22 protein-coding genes and 1 other RNA gene are annotated in these 24,523 nt (G+C 62.3%); 10 read left to right on the top strand and 13 right to left on the bottom strand.

Going from position 1 to position 24,523, the window contains the following annotated elements:
* Positions 1 to 14 precede the first annotated feature (14 nt).
* Genes EB235_RS17750 through mraZ form a run of 4 tightly spaced genes read right to left on the bottom strand, consistent with a single transcriptional unit; the run spans position 15 to position 3,610 of the window.
* Positions 15 to 1,724 (bottom strand): peptidoglycan D,D-transpeptidase FtsI family protein, encoded by a 1,710-nt coding sequence (locus EB235_RS17750; RefSeq protein WP_027029720.1) that lies wholly within the window; start codon positions 1,722 to 1,724, stop codon positions 15 to 17.
* Positions 1,721 to 2,116, bottom strand: a complete 396-nt coding sequence (gene ftsL, locus EB235_RS17745; protein ID WP_027029721.1) for a cell division protein FtsL — start codon at positions 2,114 to 2,116, stop codon at positions 1,721 to 1,723. The genes EB235_RS17750 and ftsL overlap by 4 nt, the downstream gene beginning before the upstream one ends.
* 4 nt (positions 2,117 to 2,120) lie before the next feature.
* Positions 2,121 to 3,155 carry a 16S rRNA (cytosine(1402)-N(4))-methyltransferase RsmH gene (gene rsmH, locus EB235_RS17740; RefSeq protein ID WP_027029722.1) on the bottom strand — a complete coding sequence of 345 codons (1,035 nt, stop codon included), beginning with the start codon at positions 3,153 to 3,155 and terminating at the stop codon, positions 2,121 to 2,123.
* On the bottom strand, positions 3,152 to 3,610 hold the full coding sequence (gene mraZ / locus EB235_RS17735) for a division/cell wall cluster transcriptional repressor MraZ (protein ID WP_027029723.1): 459 nt from the start codon (positions 3,608 to 3,610) through the stop codon (positions 3,152 to 3,154). The genes rsmH and mraZ overlap by 4 nt, the downstream gene beginning before the upstream one ends.
* 407 nt (positions 3,611 to 4,017) lie before the next feature.
* On the opposite strand from mraZ, the gene EB235_RS17730 reads away from it, so the two are divergent.
* Positions 4,018 to 5,133 (top strand): cystathionine gamma-lyase, encoded by a 1,116-nt coding sequence (locus EB235_RS17730; protein ID WP_027029724.1) that lies wholly within the window; start codon positions 4,018 to 4,020, stop codon positions 5,131 to 5,133.
* 108 nt (positions 5,134 to 5,241) lie between these two features.
* Here the strand turns inward: EB235_RS17730 and rnpB are convergent.
* The 5 genes from rnpB to EB235_RS17705 all read right to left on the bottom strand — a co-directional run bounded on the left by rnpB (position 5,242) and on the right by EB235_RS17705 (position 8,481).
* Positions 5,242 to 5,641: RNase P RNA component class A (gene rnpB / locus EB235_RS17725), an RNA gene on the bottom strand.
* A 77-nt stretch (positions 5,642 to 5,718) separates the two neighbouring features.
* Positions 5,719 to 6,417 (bottom strand): lytic transglycosylase domain-containing protein, encoded by a 699-nt coding sequence (locus EB235_RS17720; protein ID WP_027029725.1) that lies wholly within the window; start codon positions 6,415 to 6,417, stop codon positions 5,719 to 5,721.
* A 210-nt stretch (positions 6,418 to 6,627) separates the two neighbouring features.
* Positions 6,628 to 7,383, bottom strand: coding sequence for a peptidoglycan recognition protein family protein (locus EB235_RS17715; RefSeq protein WP_027029726.1), 756 nt, complete (start codon positions 7,381 to 7,383; stop codon positions 6,628 to 6,630).
* Complete coding sequence (locus EB235_RS17710) at positions 7,380 to 8,099, bottom strand: J domain-containing protein (protein ID WP_027029727.1); 720 nt, start codon at positions 8,097 to 8,099, stop codon at positions 7,380 to 7,382. Before EB235_RS17710 ends, EB235_RS17715 begins: the two co-directional genes overlap by 4 nt.
* A 175-nt stretch (positions 8,100 to 8,274) precedes the next feature.
* The gene (locus tag EB235_RS17705) at positions 8,275 to 8,481 is read right to left on the bottom strand and encodes a hypothetical protein (protein ID WP_027029728.1); all 207 of its coding nucleotides are present in this window, start codon (positions 8,479 to 8,481) and stop codon (positions 8,275 to 8,277) included.
* Between the two features lie 186 nt (positions 8,482 to 8,667).
* Here EB235_RS17705 and EB235_RS17700 point away from each other — a divergent pair, with 186 nt between their 5' ends.
* The 6 genes from EB235_RS17700 (at position 8,668) to EB235_RS17675 (ending at position 15,668) form a co-directional block, all read left to right on the top strand.
* The gene (locus EB235_RS17700; RefSeq protein ID WP_027029729.1) at positions 8,668 to 12,321 is read left to right on the top strand and encodes a hydantoinase B/oxoprolinase family protein; all 3,654 of its coding nucleotides are present in this window, start codon (positions 8,668 to 8,670) and stop codon (positions 12,319 to 12,321) included.
* 88 nt (positions 12,322 to 12,409) lie between these two features.
* A complete protein-coding gene (locus tag EB235_RS17695) occupies positions 12,410 to 12,955 on the top strand; it encodes a hypothetical protein (protein WP_208603620.1) in 546 nt (181 codons plus the stop codon).
* A 31-nt stretch (positions 12,956 to 12,986) separates the two neighbouring features.
* Positions 12,987 to 14,285, top strand: coding sequence for a DUF3419 family protein (locus tag EB235_RS17690; protein WP_027029731.1), 1,299 nt, complete (start codon positions 12,987 to 12,989; stop codon positions 14,283 to 14,285).
* Positions 14,282 to 14,941, top strand: coding sequence for a class I SAM-dependent methyltransferase (locus EB235_RS17685; protein WP_027029732.1), 660 nt, complete (start codon positions 14,282 to 14,284; stop codon positions 14,939 to 14,941). Before EB235_RS17690 ends, EB235_RS17685 begins: the two co-directional genes overlap by 4 nt.
* Positions 14,942 to 15,052: 111 nt before the next feature.
* On the top strand, positions 15,053 to 15,349 hold the full coding sequence (locus tag EB235_RS17680) for a type II toxin-antitoxin system RelE/ParE family toxin (protein ID WP_027029733.1): 297 nt from the start codon (positions 15,053 to 15,055) through the stop codon (positions 15,347 to 15,349).
* Positions 15,350 to 15,359: 10 nt separating this feature from the next.
* Complete coding sequence (locus tag EB235_RS17675; protein WP_027029734.1) at positions 15,360 to 15,668, top strand: HigA family addiction module antitoxin; 309 nt, start codon at positions 15,360 to 15,362, stop codon at positions 15,666 to 15,668.
* Positions 15,669 to 15,683: 15 nt separating this feature from the next.
* Here EB235_RS17675 and EB235_RS17670 read toward each other — a convergent pair whose 3' ends face one another.
* On the bottom strand, positions 15,684 to 17,063 hold the full coding sequence (locus tag EB235_RS17670) for a serine hydrolase domain-containing protein (RefSeq protein ID WP_027029735.1): 1,380 nt from the start codon (positions 17,061 to 17,063) through the stop codon (positions 15,684 to 15,686).
* 243 nt (positions 17,064 to 17,306) lie between these two features.
* Here EB235_RS17670 and EB235_RS17665 point away from each other — a divergent pair, with 243 nt between their 5' ends.
* Both EB235_RS17665 and EB235_RS17660 read left to right on the top strand, forming a co-directional pair.
* Positions 17,307 to 18,104: a glycoside hydrolase family 25 protein gene (locus EB235_RS17665; RefSeq protein WP_027029736.1), complete on the top strand. Its 798-nt coding sequence runs from the start codon at positions 17,307 to 17,309 to the stop codon at positions 18,102 to 18,104.
* A 242-nt stretch (positions 18,105 to 18,346) separates the two neighbouring features.
* Entirely contained in the window at positions 18,347 to 19,525 is a 1,179-nt protein-coding gene (locus EB235_RS17660; protein WP_027029737.1) for a lytic murein transglycosylase, read from the top strand.
* Positions 19,526 to 19,721: 196 nt separating this feature from the next.
* Here the strand turns inward: EB235_RS17660 and EB235_RS17655 are convergent, their stop codons facing one another.
* Positions 19,722 to 20,942, bottom strand: coding sequence for an alanine racemase (locus EB235_RS17655; protein WP_027029738.1), 1,221 nt, complete (start codon positions 20,940 to 20,942; stop codon positions 19,722 to 19,724).
* Between the two features lie 211 nt (positions 20,943 to 21,153).
* Here EB235_RS17655 and EB235_RS17650 point away from each other — a divergent pair, with 211 nt between their 5' ends.
* Positions 21,154 to 22,071 (top strand): DMT family transporter, encoded by a 918-nt coding sequence (locus EB235_RS17650; protein ID WP_027029739.1) that lies wholly within the window; start codon positions 21,154 to 21,156, stop codon positions 22,069 to 22,071.
* Between the two features lie 509 nt (positions 22,072 to 22,580).
* Here EB235_RS17650 and metF read toward each other — a convergent pair.
* Both metF and EB235_RS17640 read right to left on the bottom strand, forming a co-directional pair.
* Positions 22,581 to 23,498 (bottom strand): methylenetetrahydrofolate reductase [NAD(P)H], encoded by a 918-nt coding sequence (gene metF / locus EB235_RS17645; protein WP_027029740.1) that lies wholly within the window; start codon positions 23,496 to 23,498, stop codon positions 22,581 to 22,583.
* On the bottom strand, positions 23,498 to 24,514 hold the full coding sequence (locus EB235_RS17640; RefSeq protein ID WP_027029741.1) for an ArsR/SmtB family transcription factor: 1,017 nt from the start codon (positions 24,512 to 24,514) through the stop codon (positions 23,498 to 23,500). The genes metF and EB235_RS17640 overlap by 1 nt, the downstream gene beginning before the upstream one ends.
* Positions 24,515 to 24,523: the final 9 nt, after the last annotated feature.

Raw genomic sequence — 24,523 nt, 5'->3', positions numbered from 1 at the left:
GCGCGCCCCAAGAATCACTGATAGGAAACCAGCGTTGCACCATTTTCATGGCTGAAATCTGGCTTCACGCCAAGCATGGCCGCCGACCGCCTGATGATGTTTCCCGCCATAACCCCCGCATTCGACGCCGCGACGTCGGTCATCCCAGGCTTTTCCGGGTGCGGAGCATCGGCGATCGTGAACACCAGGTATTGCGGATCGTCCATCGGGAAGGCGGCGACGAAGGTGTTGAAATTCAGTTCCTTCGAGTAGCGGCCATTGATGACCTTCTCGGCCGTTCCGGTCTTGCCGCCAACACGGTAGCCGGGGACCCTGGCGTTCCTGGCCGAGCCCTTCTCGGCGTTGAGCGAATAGAGGTAGCGCATGCCCTCGACGGTCTTGTCGCTCACCACTTTCTTGGCGGCGGCCATCGCTTGCTCCTGCGTCCGCACCAGGAAGGTCGGGTTCATCAGGAAGCCGCCATTCATAAGCGCCGCGCAGCCGACAGCCGCCTGCAGCGGCGTCGTCGACACGCCATGACCGAAGGCGATTGTGAACGAATTGACCTGTTTCCAGACCTTCGGCTCGGTCGGGCGTGCGACCTCAGGCAATTCGGTCTGCATCCGCTCCAGAATACCGAGGCGATGCAGGAATTCCCGGTGGCCCGCGATGCCGACCAGTTCAGCCTCCCTGGCCGACCCGATGTTGGACGAATAAAGGAACACCTCGGGCAGCGACAGCACGCGGTTCTTGCCGTGGAAATCGTGGATGGCCTGATGGCCGACACGGATTGGATGCGAGGCGTCGAAGCGGCTGTTCATCGTCGCTTTGCCGGAATCGAGCGCCATGGCCGAGGTGAAGCTCTTGAAGGTCGAGCCCATCTCATAGAGGCCCGCCGACATCCGGTTCAGCCGGTCCTTTTCCTGGGCATTGTAAGGATTGTTCGGATCGAAATCCGGCACCGAGGCCATGGCCACCACTTCGCCGGTCTTGACGTTGAGCACGACGGCGCCGGCGCCGATGGCGCGATAGCGCTCCAGGCCGGCGGCGATCTCGTCGCGCACCACATGCTGGATGCGCAGATCGATCGAAAGCCTCACCGGCTGCAGGTCCTTGGCCACCGCCAGGCCCGACGCCTGCAGATCGCTCAGGCCCTGCTCGTCGATATACTTCTCCATGCCGGAGATGCCCTGATTGTCGATGTTGGTCAGGCCGACAACATAGGATGAGGTTTCGCCGCTCGGATAGAAACGGCGCTTCTCGGTGCGAAAGCCGAAGCCGGGAATGCCGAGCTGCATGATATCGGCCTGCTGCTTGGGCGTCAGCTGCCGCTGCAGCCAGACGAAGCCGGCGCCGCTCTTCAGCTTGTGATAGGTCTGCTCGTAGTCGATCTCGGGGAGCACGGTCGACAATTTCTCGATCGCCTCGTCGGCGTCGACGATGCGGCGCGGCTCGGCAAACAGCGATGCCGTCTTGATGTCGGTCGCCAGCACTTCGCCATTGCGGTCGACAATGTCGGGCCGCGAGGCGGTGATCCGGCTCTGCGGGCCGCCGGACATGTCTGGCGACTGGAAGCCGAGATAGACCAGCCGCCCCGAAATGATCGAGAAGATGCCGAAAAACACCGCCATCGTCATCACGATGCGCGCCTTGCCTTTGCCGCCGGTCGCCTTGCGAGCACCCTCGACGACGATCGATCCGTCTCCACCCGTCCTGGCACGGCGCTTCAGCAGTTTGCCGATCATTGGGCGATGTCTCCGGTCACGACGGGATCCTTGTCGCCAGACGGCGCCTTGTCGGAATTGTCAGCCATGCTGTCCTGGCGTCCTTTCAGGATGTCCTGAATGTCCAGGGCCTTGGCCGGCAGGTCGCTCAAGCCCACGATCTGGCGGGCGCTGACCGGCTCGAGTGCGAGCTGCGTCTTGTAGAGTTCGGCGAGCTTCTGCAGCCGCGACGGCTGGGTGAGCAGGCTCCAGTCGGCCTTGAGCAGGTCGATCGTCTCCTCCTCATAGCGTATCTGGGTATGGATCTTCTGCACTGCCGCCAACTGGTCCTCGGCCTCGCGCTTGGTCTTGTAGGTCAGGGCTGCCGCCGAAACCATGACGGCGATCAGGACAATGTCGCTGGTACGGAACACGTGCTTACCTCTCCCCCGGCAGGTTGATGCCGGGAAGCTTTGGAAGACCGAAAATCGAAAAGTCGCCAGCGCGCGCCTGCGCTTCGGTGCGGATCGCGGCGCGCAGCCTGGCCGATCGGGCACGCGGATTGGCGGCGACCTCGGCATCGCCTGCCGTCACGCCGCCGCCAGCCTTGCGGAAGGTCGCGGTGCGCGCGTGCGCCTCGGGCAGATGGCGCGAGCCGGTGGCGACGTCGGCACGGTCGGCGATGAAGCGCTTGACGATGCGGTCTTCCAGCGAATGGAACGTCACCACGGCGAGCCGCCCACCGGGCTTCAGCGCACGTTCGGCAGCAAACAGCGCCTTGGCCAGTTCGCCAAGCTCGTCATTGACGAAGATGCGCAGCGCCTGGAAGACGCGGGTCGCCGGATGGATCTTGTCCTTCGGCGCACGGCCGATATGCGTCTCGATCGCGTCGGCCAGTTCCAGCGTGCGTTCGAACGGCTTCTTTTCGCGGCGCGCCTCGATCATGCGTGCGATACGGCCGGCGTGACGTTCTTCGCCGAGGAAGCCGAAGATGCGGGCAAGATCGCCCGGCTTGAAGCTGTTGACGACGTCGGCGGCGCTCAAGCCAGCCTGCGCCATGCGCATGTCGAGCGGCCCGTCATTGCGAAACGAGAATCCGCGCTCGGCCTGGTCGAGCTGCATGGAGGACACACCAATGTCGAGCACGACACCGTCGGCGCTCTCAACATGCTCGTCGAGCGTCGAGAACGGTGCCTGAACCAGCTTCAGCCGGCCGCCCGACTGCACTTCCAGATCGCGCCCGGCGGCGATGGCATCGGGGTCGCGGTCGATGGCGACGACGGAAGCCCCGGTCGCCAGAATGGCTCTGGTATAGCCGCCGGCGCCGAACGTGCCGTCGATGATGATGTCGCCCTCCGCCGGCGCCAGTGCCTCAAGCACTTCGCCAAGGAGGACCGGAATGTGGCGGACCGATCCGCCAACGGCGTGCCCACCTACAGCGTGAGGAAGGTCATCGCCGTGGCCCACCGTCATTCCGGTCGCTCCCCAGGCTTCGTCCCCTGCCGAAGCTGCAAAAGCCGGGCCCGTGCCTGCGCCCCATAGGCAGCAAGCCGTCCCAGCTCCCAGATCTGAAAGAAATTGCCGCGCCCGACAAAGGCCACCTCCGCCGAGATGCCGGTATGCTCGCGAATGAAATCGGTCATGGTGATGCGGCCGTCCTGGTCGAGCTTCAGGAACGTGCCGTCGCCATGGCAGAAGAACGACATGTCGTCCGCAGTCTGCAGGAAGGGATCTTCTTGCGCGATGCGCTGCTCGTAACGGTCGAGCAGATCCAGCCCGCCGACATCCATCGCCGGCAGGTCCAGGCAGCGTAGTGCATAGAGTTCCGAATAGCCGCGTTTCTGCACGACGGCGCGGAAATGCGCCGGAACGGAAACCCGCCCCTTCGCATCGATCCTGCTCACCGTGTTCGACAGAAACCGGTCCATTAAACGCTACAGCCGCTTGCGCCGCCGCACCCCTCTTCATTGTCCTGCACGCGCCGCCGCAGCGCGTTCCCTGCCCCGCACCCATCCCGTCCACATGGGCAAGAAACGGCAAACGCGCAGCCGCCGCGGCTGCCCGATTGGCGTACGCTTTACCCTGACACGGAACGAAAGCTTGAGTGTTCGAATGGGATATCATGGGGTGCTATGGGCGTCAACGGGAATAGGCTTCACAAACACGCGCATCGCGACCAATCCGAGCAGCCGTTACGGCACGTCTCGTCTTTATCGATCATTAAGCCTAACGAAGCGTTTAGAGTGCTTTGGCCCAACCGGAGGCGGCTTGCCGCGCAGCGCTGCCGCGCATAGCGTCACCCCTCTCATCCGCTTAGCAACAAGGTTTGACATCCATGTCCGAAACAGCCAGGTCACGCGCCGCGTCCCTCGCCCATCTGCGCCGCGATAACCTTGCCAAAGGCGACCCCATTCCGCTGCCCCTGAGCATGGCCGCCATCTTCCACAACCCGGGAAATGATACCAGCTACAGCCAGTATGGCCGCTACAGCAACACGACCTGGGACGCGGTCGAGCACATGCTGGCGCATCTGGAAGACGCGCAATGTGTCGGTTTCCCCTCTGGAATGGCGGCAATCTCGGCTGTGTTTTTCGGGCTGCTGAAATCCGGCGACCGCATCCTTTTGCCTTCAGACGGCTATCACGCCACACGGGCGCTGGCCGAACGCTTTCTGAAACCGTTCGGCATCGACTTCGACTTGCGACCGACATCGACTTTCCTCGACGGCGGCTTCGACGGCTATCGCCTCGCCTATGTCGAAACCCCTTCAAATCCGCGATTGGACATCTGCGACATCACGGCCGTCGCCGAGGCTGCTCACCGGGCCGGCGCGATTGTCGTTGTCGACAACACGACGATGACGCCTTTCGGCCAACGCCCGCTCGACCACGGCGCCGACATTGTCGTCGCCGCCGACACCAAGGCACCCAACGGCCATTCCGACGTGCTGTTCGGCCATGTCGCCAGCCGCGACGATGTGATCATCTCGGCCGTGAGAGGCTGGCGCGAGACCGCCGGCGGCATTCCGGGGCCGTTCGAAGCCTGGCTGGTGCATCGCGGCCTGGAAACGCTCGACGTGCGCTTCGACCGCATGTGCTCTTCGGCGGAAATGATCGCGCGTCGGCTGCAAGGCCACGAGGCGGTCAGCGGCTTGCGTTTCCCTGGCCTCGAAAACGATCCGTCGCACAACCTCGCCCGCGCCCAGATGGAGCGGTTCGGCTTCCTGATCTCCTTCGAACTCGCCTCGGAACAGAAGGCCGAGGATTTCATCAACAACTGCGCGCTGCTGCAGGCCGCGACATCCTTCGGCGGGGTCCACTCCTCGGCGGAGCGGCGCTTGAAACGAGGCGATGCGGTTCCTGCCGGCTTTGTGCGCCTGTCGATAGGCTGCGAACCCGTGGAAGAACTTTGGGCGGCGATCGAGGCTTCGTTGGACCGGGTCGGCGGCTGATCGAATCTAGCACGACCCTCATCGGCTTCGGATGGCCGGAGACGCTTGAATCGACAGGCGCGCCCGAGGGCGCAACCTGCTGATCTCAAAGGATTTCTCTCCGGGAAAACTGCCAGCTGGCCTGTAAGCCGGGTTCTGTATGGCCCTCGCCCCTTGCGGGACGAGAACGTGGCGGCCATTCATCTTGGGCACATGTTGCCATGCGCCTCACGCAACCTACCCGGACGGTGAGCCGGAAACAGCCCTCGAGGGTTTCCCCTCGCACCGCCCCTATTCGGTTTTGCTCCCGGTGGGGTTTACCGTGCCGCTCCTGTTGCCAGTCGCGCGGTGGGCTCTTACCCCACCCTTTCACCCTTACCCCGACAAAGTCGTGGCGGTTTGCTTTCTGTGGCACTTTCCCTGGGGTCGCCCCCGCCGGCCATTAACCGGCACCGTGTCTCCATGGAGCCCGGACTTTCCTCACTCGCGGCCTTTCAGCGTTTGCGAGTGCGGCCGCCCAGCCAGCTGGCAAGGCGTATAAAGGGGTTCAGCCGGGAAAACGCAAATGAAAAAGCCGGCTTGTCCGTCGGCTCTCGCAACTTGCAATCAGAGCGCCGCCATCTGAACCTTGACCTTGCTGCAATAGGCGGCCGAGATCGGGTTCATCCGCGTCGCGGCATGGCCGGCATTGTATTTCAGGATCGTGCCACAGGTCGTGCCACCACCAAGGTTCTGCGCCAAAGCGAGATACTTCATGCCGTATTTGATGTTGGTGTCGGGATCGAACAGCCCCTTGGCTGACCCGTTATACCCCATCATCCGCGCCGTCGCCGGCTTGATCTGCATCAGGCCGATTTCACCGGCGCTGCCGACCATGTTCGGCCGATAGTTGCTCTCAATGGTGATGACGGCATGAGCCAGCGAGACCGGAACGCCGTAGCTTGCCGCATAGCGGGCGACGATCGCGGAATACTGGCCGCTGCTGGCCACCGCCGCCGTCGACGTTGCGACATTCCTGAGGCCGATCGATGCCGTTGTCGTCATGTCGACGGTTTTGCGGCCGCGCTTCGTCTGCCTCGCGGATTTCTTCGCCTTGGTCCAGCTTACCTTTTCCACCTTGGCGGAAGCCTGCTTCGTCGCCTTTGCACTCCTGCTGCTTTTGGCCGGAATGGCCTTGCCCTTGGCGGTCGCCGCGACGAGCCCCTGATCGGCCCGTGGGCTTACCGGCGCGGCGTCAGCCGCACTGAAGGCAAAAGTCATTACGCCGGCAGCAAGAGCTGCCGTTAAAACGGTCAATTTCTGCATGTGATCCTGTTCTGTCTGGGCCACGCGAAGATTTTCGCGCGGAGCTGCTTGATCAATATCGGAACATCGGGGGCTAGAGGTCCGACAAACTGTACGGATTGCCGTTTGAAGTCCGAATTGGCGCCAATGAAGGCGCGGCAAGTCACTTTGAGTGACAGCTTGTAACTTAACGAAGGGAAGAGATTACTTTGGGCGGACCTTGACCCAGGGTCAATCCCTGGCCGAAGCAAGCAGTCTTTGCAGCGTGCGCATCGTCGACCCGTCGGCCACGCCATCCACAAGGCGAGGCCGGAAATGCCGTTGGAAGGCCTCGACGACAATCCGTGTCTGATGGTCGAAAATGCCCGATATCTCGACACCATAGCCGTAGAGCGCCAGCATCGACTGCAGCGCCTCGACATCGGCCCCGCTGTCACCGGGCTTCAGCGCGGCTCCGCGCCTCACCGGTGAGGCCGGCACGAAATGGCCGACACCGGCGCCAGACAGCACTGCCCACGGGAACTTCTCGCCCGGATCGATCTTTCGCCCCGGCGCCACGTCGGAATGCGCCAGCACCCGTTTGGCAGGAATTGCATGCCGCGCGGCAATCCCCTTGCACAGGCCGATCACCGCCTCGATCTGGCGTCCGGGAAATCCTGGGTAACCCAGCGAATGTCCCGGATTGGCGATTTCGATGCCGACCGAGCAGGAGTTGATGTCGGTGCGTCCGAACCAGGAACTCTTGCCGGCGTGCCACGCGCGGTCGCTTTCCCTGACCATCTGCACGATGTGGCCATTCTCATGGACGAGATAGTGCGACGAGACCTCGCTCGCCGGATCGCACAGCCACGCTTCCGCCCCGGCACCCGTCGCCATGCCGGTATAATGCAACACGATTATATCGGCCTTCAGCGTGTCACGCCTTGGCCCGAAATTCGGCGATACCCTGACCTCGGCGCTCGGCTCGTCGGGCAGGAAGCCGCTCATGCGTGCCGCAGGCCCCGCTCGATCATCTCGTAGGCCGCGTTGATCGCCGCGACCCTGGTGGTTGCGATCTTGATGAATTCCTGCGGCAGACCGCGTCCGATCAGCCGGTCCGGATGGTTGTCCGACACCAGCTTGCGATACCGCTTCTTGACCTCTTCAAACGGCTTGCCGCGCTCGATGCCGAGTACGACATAGGGATCGCCAGCGCCAAGATTGACGTGCCGCGCCATGATGGCTTCGTAATGCGCCTCATCGATGCGGAAGATTTCGGCAATACGGTGCAGGAAGATGCCTTCGCCCTCATGCACCACGCCGTCGGCCTTGGCGATGTGGAACAGGCCGTCCAGTATGTCTTCCAGCATCACGCAATTCGAATGGCCAGAGCCGCACATCTGCGCCATACGCTCGGCATAGATCTCGAAGCCGGCCACGTCTTGCTGGGCAAGTTCGAACAACCGCGCCACATTGCGCGTCTCCTTCGGCGGCACCTCGAATATTTCCTGGAAGGCACGCACCTCGTCCTGGGTGACGATGCCGTCGGCCTTGGCCATCTTGGCCGAAAGCGCGATCATCGCCACCGAGAAGGCGACGCGGCGGCGCAGATCGGCATCGCCGGAGAAAACCGTGCGCACGGCCTCGACAACGTCGGCAACGCCCGACGTCGCTGAAGACGATACCCGTGTGATAAACTCGCCGAGGCGGTCCCAAATCGACATGGTCCGTTTCATAAAGCCAACCGGTCACCGCTATCAAGCCAATAACGGCGCATGGCTGCGATGTGAAGATAAGCAGCCTTGTCTGGTCGGGTGGGTCGGGTCGGCTGATCGCCTCTACGAGAAAAGGCCGGCATGACGCCGGCCTTCCTCCCAAGACACGCTCTACAGGTACAAGCTACTGCGCGGGCGCAGGAGCAGGTGTTGCCGGAGCCGGCTCGGCGGGCTTGGTCGAATTGTCGGCCGGGGCCGCAGGCTTCATCGGCTGCTCGGCGGCCGGCGGATTGGTGCTCTGGGTGGTGGTTTTGTCAGTGCCGCTGTCGCTGCAGGCAGCAACGCCCAGAAGGGCAATGGCGGACAAGGAAGCCAGAATGAGCTTTTTCATAACATCTCTCCTTCAATACACGCTCAAATTGCAGTGAGCGCTCGCAGAGACAATGCATCACCGGGCCATGAGTTTCGTAACGTTGCGTTTCCACCTGTAACATCGACCGGCGCTTTTGCGATTGCCGGCCTGACAGCGGCGAACTAACACGATGCATTGAATGGAATTGAAGTGCCGGGAGCTGCAATGGCGTCGAAATGGGATTTCTGGATCGATCGCGGCGGCACCTTCACCGATGTCATCGGCCGTGACCCGCAAGGCGGGCTGCATCCGCGCAAGCTGCTGTCGGAAAACCCCGAGGCCTATGCCGACGCCGCCATCCAGGGCATACGCGACCTGCTCGGCCTTGAACCGGGCGCCGCGATACCGTCCGGCCAGATCGGCGACATCAAGATGGGCACCACAGTTGCCACCAACGCGCTTCTGGAGCGCAAGGGCGACCGCGTGCTGCTGCTCATCACCAAGGGATTTCGCGATGCGCTGAGGATCGCCTATCAGGCGCGGCCGGACATTTTCGCCAAGGAGATCATCCTTCCCGAACAGCTCTATGAGCGCGTCATCGAGATCAACGAGCGCGTGCTTGCCGATGGCTGCGTCGAGCGACTGCTCGACATCGCCGCTTGCCGGCCGGCCATCGAACAGGCGAAGGCAGACGGCATCGACGCCGTGGCCATCGTCTTCATGCATGCCTGGAAATATCCCGATCACGAGAAGGCGGTGGCAAAGGTCTGCCGCAAGATTGGCTTCGCCCAAGTTTCGGTCAGCCACGAGGTCTCGCCGCTGATCAAACTGGTCGGCCGCGGCGACACCACCGTGGTCGACGCGTATCTGTCGCCGATCCTGTCGCGGTATGTGCAGAGGGTGGCGGGCGAGCTAGGCGCGGCCCCGATCTCCCCACCTGTGGGGGAGATCGGCCAATTTCCTCACCTCATGTTCATGATGTCCTCCGGCGGCCTCACCGCAGCCGACATGTTCCAGGGCAAGGACGCGCTGCTGTCTGGCCCCGCCGGCGGTGTCGTCGGCATGGTCGAGACGGCGAAGCTCGCCGGTTTCGACAAGGTCATCGGCTTCGACATGGGCGGCACCTCCACCGATGTCGCCCACTATGATGGCGAGTATGAGCGCGCCTTCGATACCGAAGTCGCCGGCGTACGCGTCCGCGCCCCGATGATGCGCATCCACACGGTCGCCGCCGGCGGCGGTTCGATCCTGCACTACGAGGCAGGCCGTTTTCGCGCCGGACCGGACTCCGCCGGCGCCAATCCTGGCCCCGCAGCCTACCGGCGCGGCGGGCCGCTCGCCGTCACCGACGCCAACGTCATGCTCGGCAAGTTGCAGCCCGATTTCTTCCCGGCGATCTTCGGCCGCGGCCAGGACCAGCCGCTCGACGTCGAGACCGTGCGCGCAAAATTCGCGGCACTGGCCGCCGAGATCGGCGACGGCCGCTCGCCGGAAGCGGTTGCGGAAGGTTTTATCACCATCGCCGTCGAGAACATGGCCAATGCCATCAAGAAGATTTCGGTGCAGCGCGGCTACGACGTCACCGAATACCTGCTCAACTGCTTCGGGGGCGCCGGCGGCCAGCACGCGTGCCTGGTCGCCGATGCGCTTGGCATGGAGGCGGTGCTGATCCACCCCTTCTCCGGACTGCTTTCCGCCTATGGCATCGGCCTGGCGTCGGTGTTCGCCTCGCGCCAGCAGGCGCTGCTCAAGCCCCTTGCCGAGGAATCCAGAACGGAGATCGGCAACCTCATCGCCACCTTGAAAAAAGCAGTCATCGCGGAGCTGGCGGCGCAAGGCATCGCCGAGGATAGGGTTGCCACCAAGCCGGTGTTGCACATCCGCTATGACGGCACCGACACGACACTGCCGGTGAATTTCGAAAGTGACTCGATTTTCCAGGCCAGGCGGGCTTTCGAAATTGCCCACAAGGCGCAATTCGGCTTCGTCTATGACGCCAAGCCGATGATCGTCGAGACGGTCGGCGTCGAGGGCATCGAAATCGGCGAGAGCAGCGCCGAGGCCTATGCGCCCGCCGGACCTGCAAGGGTTGAAGCTGGTGCTTCTGGAACGCGGCGCATCTACACCGAAGGCGGGTGGCATGAAGCTAGCATCCATCGTCGCGAAAACCTGCGCCCGTCCAATCTGGTCGCAGGCCCTGCGCTGATCATCGAACCGAACCAGACCATCGTCGTCGAGCCGGGCTGGCAGGCCGAAATCACCAATCTCGATCACGTCGTGATCCGTCGCACACAAAGGAAAGCGCGCGCTGCTGCCCTCGGCACATCAGCCGACCCGGTTATGCTGGAGGTCTTCAACAACCTCTTCATGTCGATCGCCGAGCAGATGGGCGTGACGCTGCAGAACACCGCCTACTCCGTCAACATCAAGGAAAGGCTGGATTTTTCCTGCGCCGTCTTCGACCACACAGGCGCCCTGGTCGCCAACGCGCCGCACATGCCGGTGCATCTGGGATCCATGGACCGCTCGGTCGAAACCGTCATCCGGCTGAACTCCGGCGACATCCACCCCGGCGACGTCTTTGCCTTGAACGCGCCCTATAATGGCGGCACGCATCTGCCAGATATCACCGTGGTGACGCCCGTCTTCGACGATGCCCAGGAGAACATCCTGTTCTGGGCGGCCTCGCGCGGCCATCACGCCGATATAGGCGGCACCGCCCCCGGCTCGATGACGCCGCTTGCCACCACCGTGGACGAGGAAGGTGTGCTGTTCGACAATTTCCGCATCGTCGATCGTGGGAAATTCCGCGAGGCCGAGCTGCACACGCTGCTCACCGACCACCGCTACCCGGCCCGCAACCCACACCAGAACATCGCCGACCTCAAGGCGCAGATCGCCGCCAACGAGAAAGGCGTCGCCGAGCTGCGCAAGATGGTCGCGCATTTCGGTCTCGGTGTCGTCGAGGCCTATATGGGCCATGTCCAGGACAATGCCGCCGAAAGCGTGCGCCGCGTGCTGGAACGGCTGCCGGATAGCTCGCATTACGAATACCCGACCGATACCGGCCAGGTCATCAAGGTGAAGATCACGGTCGACCGGCAAAAGCGCGAGGCAACGGTCGACTTCACCGGCACCTCGCCTGTCATGAAGAACAATTTCAATGCGCCGGAGCCGGTCGCCCGCGCAGCCGTGCTTTATGCCTTCCGCGTCATGGTCGAGGACATGATCCCGATGAATGCCGGATGCCTGCGGCCGATCAACATCATCATTCCCGATGGCTGCATGCTGAAGCCCGCCTACCCCGCCGCCGTCGTCGCCGGCAATGTCGAGACCTCGCAGCATGTCACCAATGCGCTGTTCGGCGCCATGGGCGCCATGGCCAATGCGCAGGGCACGATGAACAACCTCACCTTCGGCAACAAGCAGTACCAGTATTACGAAACCATCTGCTCCGGCTCGCCGGCCGGCCAGATGAACTCCGGCCGCGGCTTTGCCGGCACATCAGGCGTCCACACCCACATGACCAACTCGCGCCTGACCGATCCGGAAGTGCTGGAACTGCGCTTTCCCGTGGTGCTGGAGGATTTCCACATTCGCGAGGGATCCGGCGGCAAGGGCAAATGGAAAGCCGGCGACGGCACCAAGCGCACCATCCGCTTCCTCGAGAAGATGGAATGCGCGATCCTGTCTTCGCACCGCAACCGCCCGCCGCAGGGTCTGGACGATGGTGCCGATGGCGAGGTCGGATCGACCAAGGTCCGCCGCAAGGATGGCACGATCGATGTGCTGAAGGCCTGCGACCAGACCGTGCTTGAAGCTGGCGAAGCGGTCATCCTGACGACGCCGACGTCGGGCGGGTTTGGCAAGCTGTTGTAACGCGCAAATTCAGATGACATCAGCGGCCAAAGGCTGGGAAAAGTGATAAAACGCGAACGACGCTAGTAGAACTCAATTCGTAGGTACTATGATGTCATATTGGCGAACCCACCAAGATTCCAGAAATTGTGCCATTCTTGCTGATTGGGGGAATGACTATGGATCGCAAGATCTTCTAGGAATGGAAGGTGCGAGGGATATCGACCAAAGCAAGCTGCGATTCCGCTTTGACAAACAGCGCCCCCTCCCAATCGGAGATTTCGCGCCGACTGCTAAGCCGGGTGTTTTGTTTGCGAGGCGTGAAATATTCGACCTGTTTGGGTCGATAATTTTACAGAGCCGCCACAAATTCTACACAGCAAAAACTGACAAATACGATCTGGAAATATATGTTCCCATGGAAGAGGTGGATGGTTTCGATTTTTTAAGGTCTAATTACGAAAAATATCAATTTGATGGCGGCGACATATCTAGGATTTTTGATTTGAAATTGAAAGAAGGGTTTTCAACAGATCTAGATTTATTTAGACTAAGAGATCCCTTTGTTGCCAGATTCGACATAATCTTTTCTGATAAATTTAAAGACACATACGAGTCCAATAAGCTAACAGGACTTCGGTTCGCTGCGGCCTGATTTTGCGTCAACAGGTTGTCACCGGCCTGTCATGACCCTGGGGTACCCGCTTGCGACAAAGCAAATGGGGAATCACTTTGTCATGACGGACGTCTCCTCGGATCTGGTTTTTCGCCGCGGCAAGGAAGTTGGAAAAGCGGTCTACCAGAACCGCGCACTTTCGAAAGCCGGCATCTCCGAGCGGCTGTTCGCTCTCCTGTTTTCTGGGCTCGTCTACCCACAGATCTGGGAAGACCCCGATGTCGACATGGAGGCCATGCAGCTTGGCCAGGGTCACCGCGTCGTCACCATCGCTTCGGGCGGCTGCAACATCCTGGCCTACCTCACTCGCTCGCCGGCACAGATCGACGCCGTCGACCTCAACGCCGCCCACATCGCCCTGAACCGCATGAAGCTGGAGGCGGTGCGACGCCTGCCCTCGCAGGGCGACCTGTTCCGCTTCTTCGGCGCCGCCGACACCAGCCACAATTCGGAAGCCTACGACCGTTTCATAGCGCCGCATCTCGATCCCGTCAGCCGCCATTACTGGGAACACCGCAGCTGGCGGGGCCGCCGGCGCATCGGTGTTTTCGACCGCAATTTCTACCAGACCGGCCTGCTCGGCCTGTTCATCGCCATGGGTCACCGCTCAGCGAAGTTCTTCGGCGTCAACCCGGCCCGCATGATGGAAGCCAAAAACATCGGCGAACAGCGCCGCTTCTTCAACGAGGAGCTGGCGCCGGTTTTCGACAAGAAGCTGCTGAAATGGGCAACGTCGCGCAAGGCTTCGCTGTTCGGCCTCGGCATTCCGCCGGCGCAGTATGATTCGCTGATCACATCAGGCGATGGCACCATGGCCAGCGTGCTGAAGGCCCGGCTGGAAAAGCTCGCCTGCGATTTTCCCCTAGAGAACAATTATTTCGCCTGGCAGGCTTTTGCCCGGCGCTACCCCGAGCCGGGCGAGGCCGCCCTGCCCGCCTATCTGGAAAAGCAGAACTACGACACCATCCGCGGCAATATCGACCGCGTCGCCATCCACCATGCCAATCTGATCGAGTTCCTCGCCGGCAAGGATGCGGGCGCTGTTGACCGCTTCATCCTGCTCGATGCGCAGGACTGGATGACCGATGAGCAGCTCAATGCGCTGTGGTCGGAAATCACCCGCACCGCTTCGGCCGGCGCCCGCGTCATCTTCCGCACCGCCGCCGAACCCAGCCTGCTGCCGGGCCGCGTCTCGACCTCGCTGCTCGACCAGTGGGACTATCAGAACGAGGCGTCGCGCGAGTTCTCGGCCCGTGACCGCTCGGCCATCTATGGCGGGTTCCACCTCTATGTGAAGCGCGCGGCATGAGCACGACGGAGCTGCCGGCCAGCCATGCCGAACTGATGGACGGCGTCTATCGCTGGCAGCGCCATATCTACGACCTGACCCGCAAATACTATCTGCTCGGCCGCGACCGGCTGATCGAGGGGCTGGAGATACCGGCCGGCGGCACCGTGCTGGAACTCGGCTGCGGCACCGGCCGCAACATCATTCTGGCAGCGCGTCGCTATCCGGATGCGCATTTCTTCGGCCTCGATATCTCGGCTGAAATGCTGGAAACGGCAGCCAAAGCAATCGACCGCGAAGGCCTGTCTGACCGAGTCACGCTGGCAAGGGGCGACGCCACCGATTTCGACGCCGGAGCACTTTACGGCATCGAACGCTTCGACCGCGTCTTCGTCTCCTATTCGCTGTCGATGATCCCCGGCTGGGAAAAGACCGTGTCGGCAGCATTGGCCGCACTGTCCCCCAGCGGCTCGCTGCACATCGTCGATTTCGGCCAGCAGGAAGGCCTGCCCAACTGGTTCCGGACGATGCTGCGCGGCTGGCTCAGAAAATTCCACGTCACACCGCGTGAATCCCTGCGCGAAGTGCTTGAATCGGAATCGCGGCGAACCGGCGCAACCTTCCGTTTCCGCACGCTTTATCGCGGCTATGCCTGGCTGGCGGTGATCAAGATCTAAGTTTGCAACCTGAAGGCCGCTGCTCCCAACCGCTATAAGGCGGCAGCAACCGCGTGCGCATTGCCATATGGCCCACAGAGTGGTACATCAGCTCCACGCTGGAAGTATGTGATGATCGTCGACTTTAGAGACGGATGGCTGCGGGCCTACTTTGTAGACAATACCCGCTCCCGCAACATTCCGTCCGATCTCGAAAGCCGCTTGTTCCGAAAGCTCCAGATGATTGACGATGCGGCGATTGACCAAGATTTGCGTGCTCCGCCCAGCAATCATTTCGAGAAGTTGCGCGGCAATCTCGAAGGCTTCCATTCTATCCGCGTCAACAAACAATGGCGTCTGGTCTTCCGGTGGGACGGCGGTCGCGGTGAGGCGTCGGACATCTATCTCGACGACCACAGTTACAAGTGAGGTGAGAGACATGTTGATGACCACACGCAAACCAGCAACGGTTGGCGAAATTCTCACCGAGGAATTCATGCAGCCGCTTGGCTTGACGCAGGCGGCTTTGGCCGGGGCGATGGGCGTTCAGCGCAAGCATGTGAATGAATTGTGCAACGACCGCCGCAACGTGACAGCGGCAACCGCGCTCATTCTGGCACGGGTGTTTGGCAACAGCCCCGACTTCTGGCTGAACGTCCAACGCCGCAGCGATCTTTGGACGGTCATGAATTCGCCCGACGAACGGGCGCGTGTCGACCGCGCCAAGCCTTTACCGACAGCCGCGTAGACAAGATTTGCAGGGCTAATGTAGCGCCTTGACCAACGCTCCCACCATCGCCTGCGGCCGATAGCCGAACTTGGCCGGCGTCAGACCCAACCGCACGATCACCAATTGCTCGGATGGAATGATGGTGACCGTCTGCCCGTCATGGCCTTCCATCCAGTAGGCATCCTTGGGCAGGCCTGCCGCGACACCGGCGCCGGGGCTGTCCTCGTCGCCCGGTCCTTCGATCCACAACTGGCCCTTGCCATAGACTTTCGAGGCCGGCGCCGGCTCCCGCATCCAGTCGACGAAGCCGGCCGGCAGGACCTGGTTGCCGTTCCACACACCGCCTTGTAGCAGGAACTGACCGAAGCGCGCCCAGTCATGCGCCGTCGCATAGAGATAGGATCCGCCGACGAAGGTGCCCTGTTCGTCGGTCTCGAGCACGGCGCTGTGCATGCCGAGCGGCTCGAACAGCGCGCTGCGCGGCCATGTCAGCGCCTTGACCTTGTCGCCGATCGCATCCTGCCAGAGGCGCGACAGCATCACCGCCGTGCCGCTCGAATAGGAAAACACCTTGCCGACCTCGGCCGCCAGCGGCTTTGATTCGGCAAAGCCCGCCATGTCGGGTTCGAGATAGAGCATGCGCGTAACATCGGCGACGTCGCCATAATCCTCGTTGAACTCCAGCCCGCTCGACATCGCCATCATGTCGGTAAGGCTGATCGCGGCGCGGCCATCGGCCTTCCACGGCGCAAACAGGCCCTTGTTGTCGACCGCCATCTTGCCATCCTTGACCAGCGTGCCGATGATCGCGGCATTCACCGTCTTGGTCATCGACCAGCCGAGCAGCGGCGTCTTGGCGGAAAAGCCGTCGCCATAGCGTTCCGCAACGACGCGGCCGTTCTTGACCACCACAATCGCGCGCATGCCGGTGCCAGCCATCGCTGCATCGCCGAGGACCTTGGTGATTTCGGGATTCTGCGAGGCATCGACCCGATCTCCCTCCGGCCACAGATCGCCCTTGGCGGCTACCGACGCTTCGGCAGGGATGGTCGTGCGCCGCGCCTTGCCGACATCGCCATCGGGAACCGAGGCGCAGCCCAGCCCCTCGCGCGCGACGGCAACGCTCTTGCCGAGGAAGCCAAGCAGGCCCGCTGATACAGTGCCTCGGTTCTTGTCCACCGAGACGCGCATCAGCCGCAGCAGCGGGTGGCCGGGCGCCTGAACGTCGACGGCCAGCACCTCGTTGGGATCGCGCCCGGCGATGAAGACGTTCGAGCAGACGATCTTGGCCGAATAGCCGGAGCCGACACGGATCAATTCGGGCGGCGCGATGTAAAGCCAGGCAAACAAAGCGGCGACCGCCAGCACGATCAAGCCAAGCAGCCATTTGATGATCTTGACGACGATCCGCATCTTTTCCGTCCCTGCTTTTCGGCTGCCGGTAGTTTCCGGCTCGATTTATGTCATCGAATTGCCGCCATTGCTTCCGCAAAATCGCGGCTGTTGTCGAGCGCCATCAACGGATTATCAACCATGATCGGCGATCACTAAAAATGGTATATTGAGCGATGCGTGGGGCGATCGCTCGAAGAGGCCAGATCGGCCATTAGTTCACAGACCCATCAGCGACCGGCTGATTCCGGCTTGGAAGTTGTGATGCGCCGTCTTGCGGCTCTTTTCATGCTGACGCTGCTCGGCGCCTGCTCGACCGTGGATGATCTGTCACTGTCGCCATCCGCGTCCAGCAGTCGGACGGTGGCCGTGCGCGCGCCGCGCTTCGCCGATTCCAAGCCGCATGAATGGGACAGCGGCGCGCCGTGGAACTACGCCGTCCACGGCACCGACGTCTCCAAATACCAGACCTCGGTCGACTGGCCGACGGCCAGGGCGAGTGGCATTTCCTTCGCCTTCATCAAGGCGACCGAGGGCGGCGACCGCTTCGACGAGTATTTCAACGAGCACTGGGCGCGCACGAAAGCCAATGGCATTCCGCGCGCAGCCTATCATTTCTTCTATTTCTGCACGCCCGCCGCCCAGCAGGCGCGCTGGTTCATCCAGAACGTCCCGGTCGACCGCTCAGCGATGCCGCCAGTGCTCGACATGGAATGGAACCCGCAATCCCCGACCTGCAGGCTGCGCCCCGACCCTGCCACGGTGCGCGCGGAAATGACCACCTTCCTCGAAATCGTCGAGCGGCACTACGGCAAGAAGCCGATCATCTACACATCGGTCGATTTCTTCGACGACAACGAGCTGTCGACCTTCCGCGGCTATCCCTACTGGCTGCGCTCCGTCGCTGGGCACCCGCGAGAGAAGTATGGCAGCCACCCCTTCACCTTCTGGCAATACACCGGAACCGGCATTGTTCCCGGCATGACCGGCAAGTCCGACATCAATGTCTTCAACGGCAGCGAAGCTGCCTGGAACAAATGGCTGCGGCAGAACACCCGTTGACATCAGTTCAACGGCAGCTCGGCTTCGATTATGCTGCTCCAGCAGAGCTCCCGTTGAACCGGTGACGACGGCAGCGAACCGCCTCCAATAAGGGACTGCGGCAGAACACCCGTTGACACCAGGCTCTTCGCCTGCTTTTCGACACAGCCAGCGGTAAAGAGTGCAACCGCCGGTAATCCAGGGCGTTGGGCTTCCCAGGCGAAGCACGATAGATTGCCCCTGTTCGTTTCGAAAGGAAGCTGATGCGACTGCGTTCCCAAGCCCTCGCGGCGCTGTTCTTGTGCGCCACGGCCTTGCCGGCGATGGCGCAGGAATGCGGCGGCGATTTCGAAACCTGGAAACAGGGTGTAGCAGTGGAGGCCAAGGCGGCCGGCGTCGGTGCTGTCGGCCTCGATGCGCTGGAAGACGCCAGGATCGATGAAAGAGCCTTGGCGCGCGACCGCGCCCAGGGCGTCTTCACCCAGACCTTCGTCGAGTTTTCCAACCGCATGATCTCGGCCTACCGGCTGAAGCAAGGTGCGGCGAACATGAAGAAATATGCCGATGTCTTCGCGCGCGCCGACCAGCAGTTCGGCGTTCAGGCGCCTGTCATCACCGCCTTTTGGGCGCTGGAAACGGACTTCGGCGCCGTGCAGGGCGATTTCCACACGCTGAGCGCGCTGGTGACGCTGTCGCATGATTGCCGCCGCCCGCAGCTGTTCCGCCAGCAGCTGGTGCCGCTTCTGGAGCTGATCGACCATGGCGTCCTGCCGGCCGACGTCCAGGGCGCCTGGGCCGGTGAGATCGGCCAGACGCAGATCCTGCCTTCCGACTATTTGGCCAGCGGCGTCGATGGTGATGGTGACGGCAAGATCGACCTGCGCAAAAGCGTGCCGGACGTGATCATGACCACGGCCAACAAGGTGCTGTCGCGCGGCTGGAAGCGCGACGAACCCTGGATCCAGGAAGTGCGCGTGCCAGACCAGATGCCCTGGGACCAGACCGGGCGCACCAACAAACTGCCGCTGACACAGTGGGCGCAATGGGGCGTCACCAATCCCGACGGCTCGCCGCTGGTCGACAAGGGCCTCACGGCTGGCCTGGCGCTGCCCATGGGCCGCAAGGGGCCGGCCTTCCTCACCTATGAGAATTTCGACGTCTATCTCGAATGGAACCAGTCCTTCACCTACGCTCTAACCGCGGCCAACCTCGCCGCACGGCTCGCCGGCGCGCCGCCGCTTGATCCGCGCAACCCTGAGCCCGGCCTCAACAACGACCAGATGAAGGCGCTGCAGACCAAGCTCGAAGCCCGGGGCTACGATGTCGGCACGGTCGACGGCATTCTCGGCACCAATACCCGCGAAGCGATCCGCAAGGAGCAGATGCGGCTGGGATTGCCGGTGGATGGCTGGCCGACGCCGGAGCTGTTGGGGAAATTGTAGCACCTCTTCCTTCTCCTCCTTGTGGGAGAAGGTGGATCGGCGCGCAGCGCCGAGACGGATGAGGGGTGTTCCAGCGGAGTGAGGCGTTGGTGTCGTCTGGTTCAGTTCGCTGTTGACGTGTCGCCAAGCTGGAACACCCCTCATCCGACCTCGCTTCGCGAGGCCACCTTCTCCCTCAAGGGGAGAAGGAAGAAACTCAGTCCGCCATCGTCTCCAGACTGGCAAACCCCTGCGGGGCATCGCCCTCGTCGAAGGGCGTCGTCACCTCGACGAAGGTGTCGGGATAAAAACCGTTGAAGCGGGTCCTCAGCGACAGCGAATAGGCGCCGATATGGCCGATTTCGATCCAGTCGCCAGTGTCGACGGTTTCCGGCAGCCAGAATGGCCTGGACAGGATGTCGACGGAATCGCAGGTCGCGCCGCAGACCTTGAAAGGCACGATCTTGTTCTCGTCGCCATTGCGGGTCCGGATCGCCGGATCAGGAATGAAACGGGCCGGCAGCGTGATCTTACCGGTCCATGAATCCGACAGCGACGCCCAGATGCCGTCATTGATGTAGAGCCGCTTGCCCTTGCGCAGCAGCACCCGCACGATCAGCGACAGGCAGCGCGCCACGATCACCCTGCCCGGCTCGGCCACCAACGGCATCTGGTCGAACTGGTATTCCTTCAGGTCACCGGAAAGCCGCGACATGATCTGGCCGAGCGACGGCATCTCGACCTGCTTGCGGTTCGGATCATTGCCATACTCGGCCGGAAAGCCGCCGCCGACGTCGAGCCCGGCAATGTCGAAGGTCAGCCGGTTGCGCACCCAGTCGGCCGAGGCCAGTGCCCGCTCATAGGTGTCGGGATCCTCGATCTGGCTGCCGACATGGAAACATAGGCCAACCTTGTAGCCCGTGCGGTTCAGCCGCTCCGCCAATTCCACGGCATAGGCAGGCCCGGCGCCGAACTTCTTCGACAGTTCGTAAGCGGCGTGGCCCTTGGTCTGCACCCGCACGAACACGCTGATCGTGCCCGGATCGATGTCCAGTGCCCGCACCACCCGCGTCACCTTGGTGATCTCATCCTCATGGTCGAGCGAAATGACGCGGATGCCGTATTTTTCCAGCGCCAGCTTGATATCAGACTGCGCCTTGACGGGATGCATGTAGAGCATCTCGGCATCGGGCGAGACCGCGCGCACGGCGGCGAACTCGCCGGGCGAAGCCACGTCGAAGGCGGTGACACCGGCCTCGACCAGCGCCTTCAGCACGATCGGCTCGCCATTGGTCTTGACCGCATAGGCGGTCTTGCCGGGAAACATGCCCATGAACTGCCTGGCATCGGCCTTCAGCACCTGCGGGCGGAAGCAATAGACCGGATCGTCCGGACGAAGCGCCAGTGCCGCCTCGCGGGCATTCTCGAATCGCTGCATTGACGAATCCTCGACCTCGGCTGCGCACAATTAATCCAAGCTAGCGGCTAATGAAAACAATTCTGTGTCTCGCAGTGCTGACGCAGCGGCGATAGGTCTTTGGCAGCACCGTTTGCCAGCGATCATGTTTCGGGTGGCCCTTGTCGGCAGACCCGATATGCCGTGTGTCTGACTGGCTGACATTCAGCGCGTCTTGGGGAGGACGATTCGCATGGCAGTGACTGCGACATCAACACCACGCGGACCGATGACGCTCACCGACTGGGGGCAATTGCTGCTGCTTGGCGCGATCTGGGGCGGCTCGTTCTTCTTCGCTCGCATCGCGGTGGCGGAGCTTCACCCGCTGGTGCTGGTGCTGTTTCGCGTCGGCATCGCCGCCATCGCGCTGCAGATCTATCTCGGCCTGCGCGGCCCGTCCTTCCGCCTCGCCCTTCCGCATGCCGGCCTGTTCTTCCTGCTGGCCTTCACCAATAATGTCGTGCCGTTCTCGCTGATCTTTGCCGGCCAGACGGAGCTTGGCGCCGGCGTCGCCTCGGTGCTCAATGCGACGACGCCATTCTGGACGCTGATCCTCGCCAATGCGCTGACATCGGACGAAAAGCTGTCCTGGAACAAGCTCGCCGGCATCGGGCTCGGCGTCGCCGGCACAGCTGTCATGATCGGTCCCGGCCTGCTTGCCGGGCTTGGCGGACCGGTCTGGGCCAAATTCGCGCTGATCGGCGCCTCCCTGTCCTATGCCGTTGCGCTCATGATCGCCCGCCGCTTCAAGGGCGTGCCCTCGCCGGTTCTCGCCACCGGACAAATGACCGCCTCAACCATCATCATGATCCCGATCGTGCTCTTCGTGCATGGTCCGGCCGGGCTGTTCTCCGCCTCGCCGCCGGTCTGGGCGGCGGTGCTGGCGCTGGCGCTGCTGTCGACCGCCTTCGCCTACGTCCTCTACTTCAACCTCGTCGCCTCGGCCGGTGTCACCAACGCTTCGCTGGTCACGCTGATCGTGCCGGCCAGCGCCCTTCTGCTCGGCTTTCTGTTCCTGGGCGAGCGGCTGGAGCTGTTCGAGATCGGCGGCGTGGTGTTGATCGCGCTTGGTCTTCTCACGATCGACGGACGTGTCCTCGGAAAACGTTAGAGCGCCGCGCGTTCAGCTTGGCGCGAAAGTCGGAGGCGACTTGCGCAGAGGTAGCGCTGCCATGACATCGTGGCGACACTTGACGCGAAAATCGAAGACGATTTTCGCGGCGGTAGCGCTGCCATGACATCGTGGCGACACCGTCCCGCCACAATTTATTCACAGGCTTGAAGCGGGTTTTTGCCGAGAAGTTTCAACGGCTAACGTCAAAACCTGGGTCGCAAATTTCACAATCACGTCGCAATGCAGCACATTTTCCGCTTGCCTGTGGCACAAATGAACCTAGACTCCTAGGCATAGCTCTTTAAGAGGAGGCTATGTCATGGGACTTACGAGGCCTATCAACGCATTGATGATTTGTGCTGCGTTCGCCTTCATCGGGGCCCTTATTATGGGCTTTCTTCCCTGAACCCGCCAAGACGGGGAAGACCAGCAGCAAAATAATCTAACCAATTCAAAAGGCCGGGTTTTTACCCGGCCTTTTTTGCATTTCAGAGGCCTTTCCGGACCTATGCAGCGGCAGAGCCCGCCACTTCCGTCTCGTGCGAGCGGATACCGATCATGTGGCAGACGGCGAAGACGAGGTCGGCGCGGTTCATCGTGTAGAAGTGGAAATCCCCCACCCCGCGCTCGACCAGGTCGAGAACCTGTTCGGCGGCCACCGCGGACGCCACAAGCGCATGCGTCTGTGGATCGTTCTGCAGGCCGTCGAACCGCTCGGCCAGCCATGCCGGCACCAGCGCGCCGCAGCGTGCCGAGAAATTCGCGACCTGGGTGAAATTGTGCACCGGCAAAATGCCTGGAACGATCGGGATGTAGATGCCCGCCCGGCGCGCGCGCTCGACATAGCGCTCGTAGAGATCATTGTCGAAGAAGAACTGGGTGATCGCCCGCGTAGCGCCATTGTCGACCTTGCGCTTCAGCATGTCGATGTCGGTGGCAAAGTCCGGGCTTTCCGGATGCTTCTCGGGATAGGCCGAGACCGAAATGTCGAAATCGCCGGCCTCCTTCAGTGCGCCGACCAACTCGGCACCATTGGCGTAGCCGTCCGCATGTGGGCGATAGGCGGTTCCCACACCGGCGGCCGGATCGCCGCGCAAGGCGACAAAGCGCTTCACGCCCATGTCGGCGAATTCCTTGATCACCGCGTCGACCTGATGACGCGCGGCGTCGACGCAGGTCATGTGCGCCGCAGGCGTCAGGCTGGTCTCCTTCAGGATGCGGTTGATTGTGCGCGCGGTGCGCTCACGCGTCGAGCCGCCGGCGCCATAGGTCACCGAGACGAATTTCGGCTTCAGCGGCTCCAGCCGCGTGACCGTGTCCCACAGCCTTGCCTCCATCTCGTCATTCTTGGGCGGGAAGAATTCGAAGGAAACCTTGACCTTGTCGCCAATGTCGGGGCGGCGGGAAAAGCGGAACTGGTTCATCAGGCGATTTCCCCTATCGAGTTCACTTTGGTCTGCTCATTGGCGGGATCGGCGATCAAGAGGCGCCTGTCGCGGCCAAGCCAGAGTTTTACCGTGAGCCTGGCCTCATTGCCGCCGCGCGGTTCGAACTCCTGGGCATCCTCGAGATCGAGGCCGGCTTCAGTGAACCACTCGCCGATCTGGCGGTCGGAAAAGCCTAGCCGCATATGCGCATGCTCATCACGCAGGAATTCCAGCGTGTGCGGCGCGAAATCGACGATGACCAGCCGGCCCGCCGGGCGCAACAGCCGCGCCGCCTCGTGGATGGCGCGGGCCGGATCGTCGAGATAGTGCAGCACCTGGTGGATGGTGACGAGATCGAAGGCATCGCGCTCGACCGGCGGCGAGAAGATGTCGCCCTGCCGCACCTGCGCGTTCGAAATGCCGGCCTTGTCGAGATTGGCGCGCGCCACGGTCAGCATCTCGCGCGACATGTCGATACCGACGCCGCGTCGGTAGAGCGGCGAGAAGATTTCGAGCAGACGGCCAGTCCCGGTGCCGAGATCGAGCATCGACTGGAACGGCCGTTTGCCGACCAGCTTCAGCATCGCGGCCTCGACGGCGCGATCCGGCACGTGCAGCGAGCGGATATGATCCCAGCTTGCGGCATTCACGGAAAAATACTCCGTCGCCCGGTCCTGCCGCTTGCGCTTGACCGAAGCCAGCCGCTCGAGATCGCGCTCGACCTGCGGATCGGCACCGCGAATGCTGGAAACCAGCCCCATGACGAAATCACGCGCTGAATCGGCATCAGACAAACGGAAGAAGGCCCACGATCCTTCCTGGTAGCGGCCGATCAGCCCTGCCTCGAGCAAAAGCTTCAGGTGGCGCGAGACACGTGGCTGCGACTGGCCGAGAATTTCGGTAAGATCGGAAACGGTAAGGTCGCCGCGCGACAACAGTGCCAATATGCGCAGGCGGCTGGATTCGGCCGCAGCCTTCAACGTATCCACCATCGTGTCGAGCGAGACATGCATCAGCGTATT

Origin of the sequence: Mesorhizobium loti R88b (assembly GCF_013170845.1) — a bacterium.
Taxonomy (GTDB): Bacteria; Pseudomonadota; Alphaproteobacteria; order Rhizobiales; family Rhizobiaceae; genus Mesorhizobium; species Mesorhizobium loti_B.
This window is presented reverse-complemented; position numbering and strand designations above follow the sequence as displayed.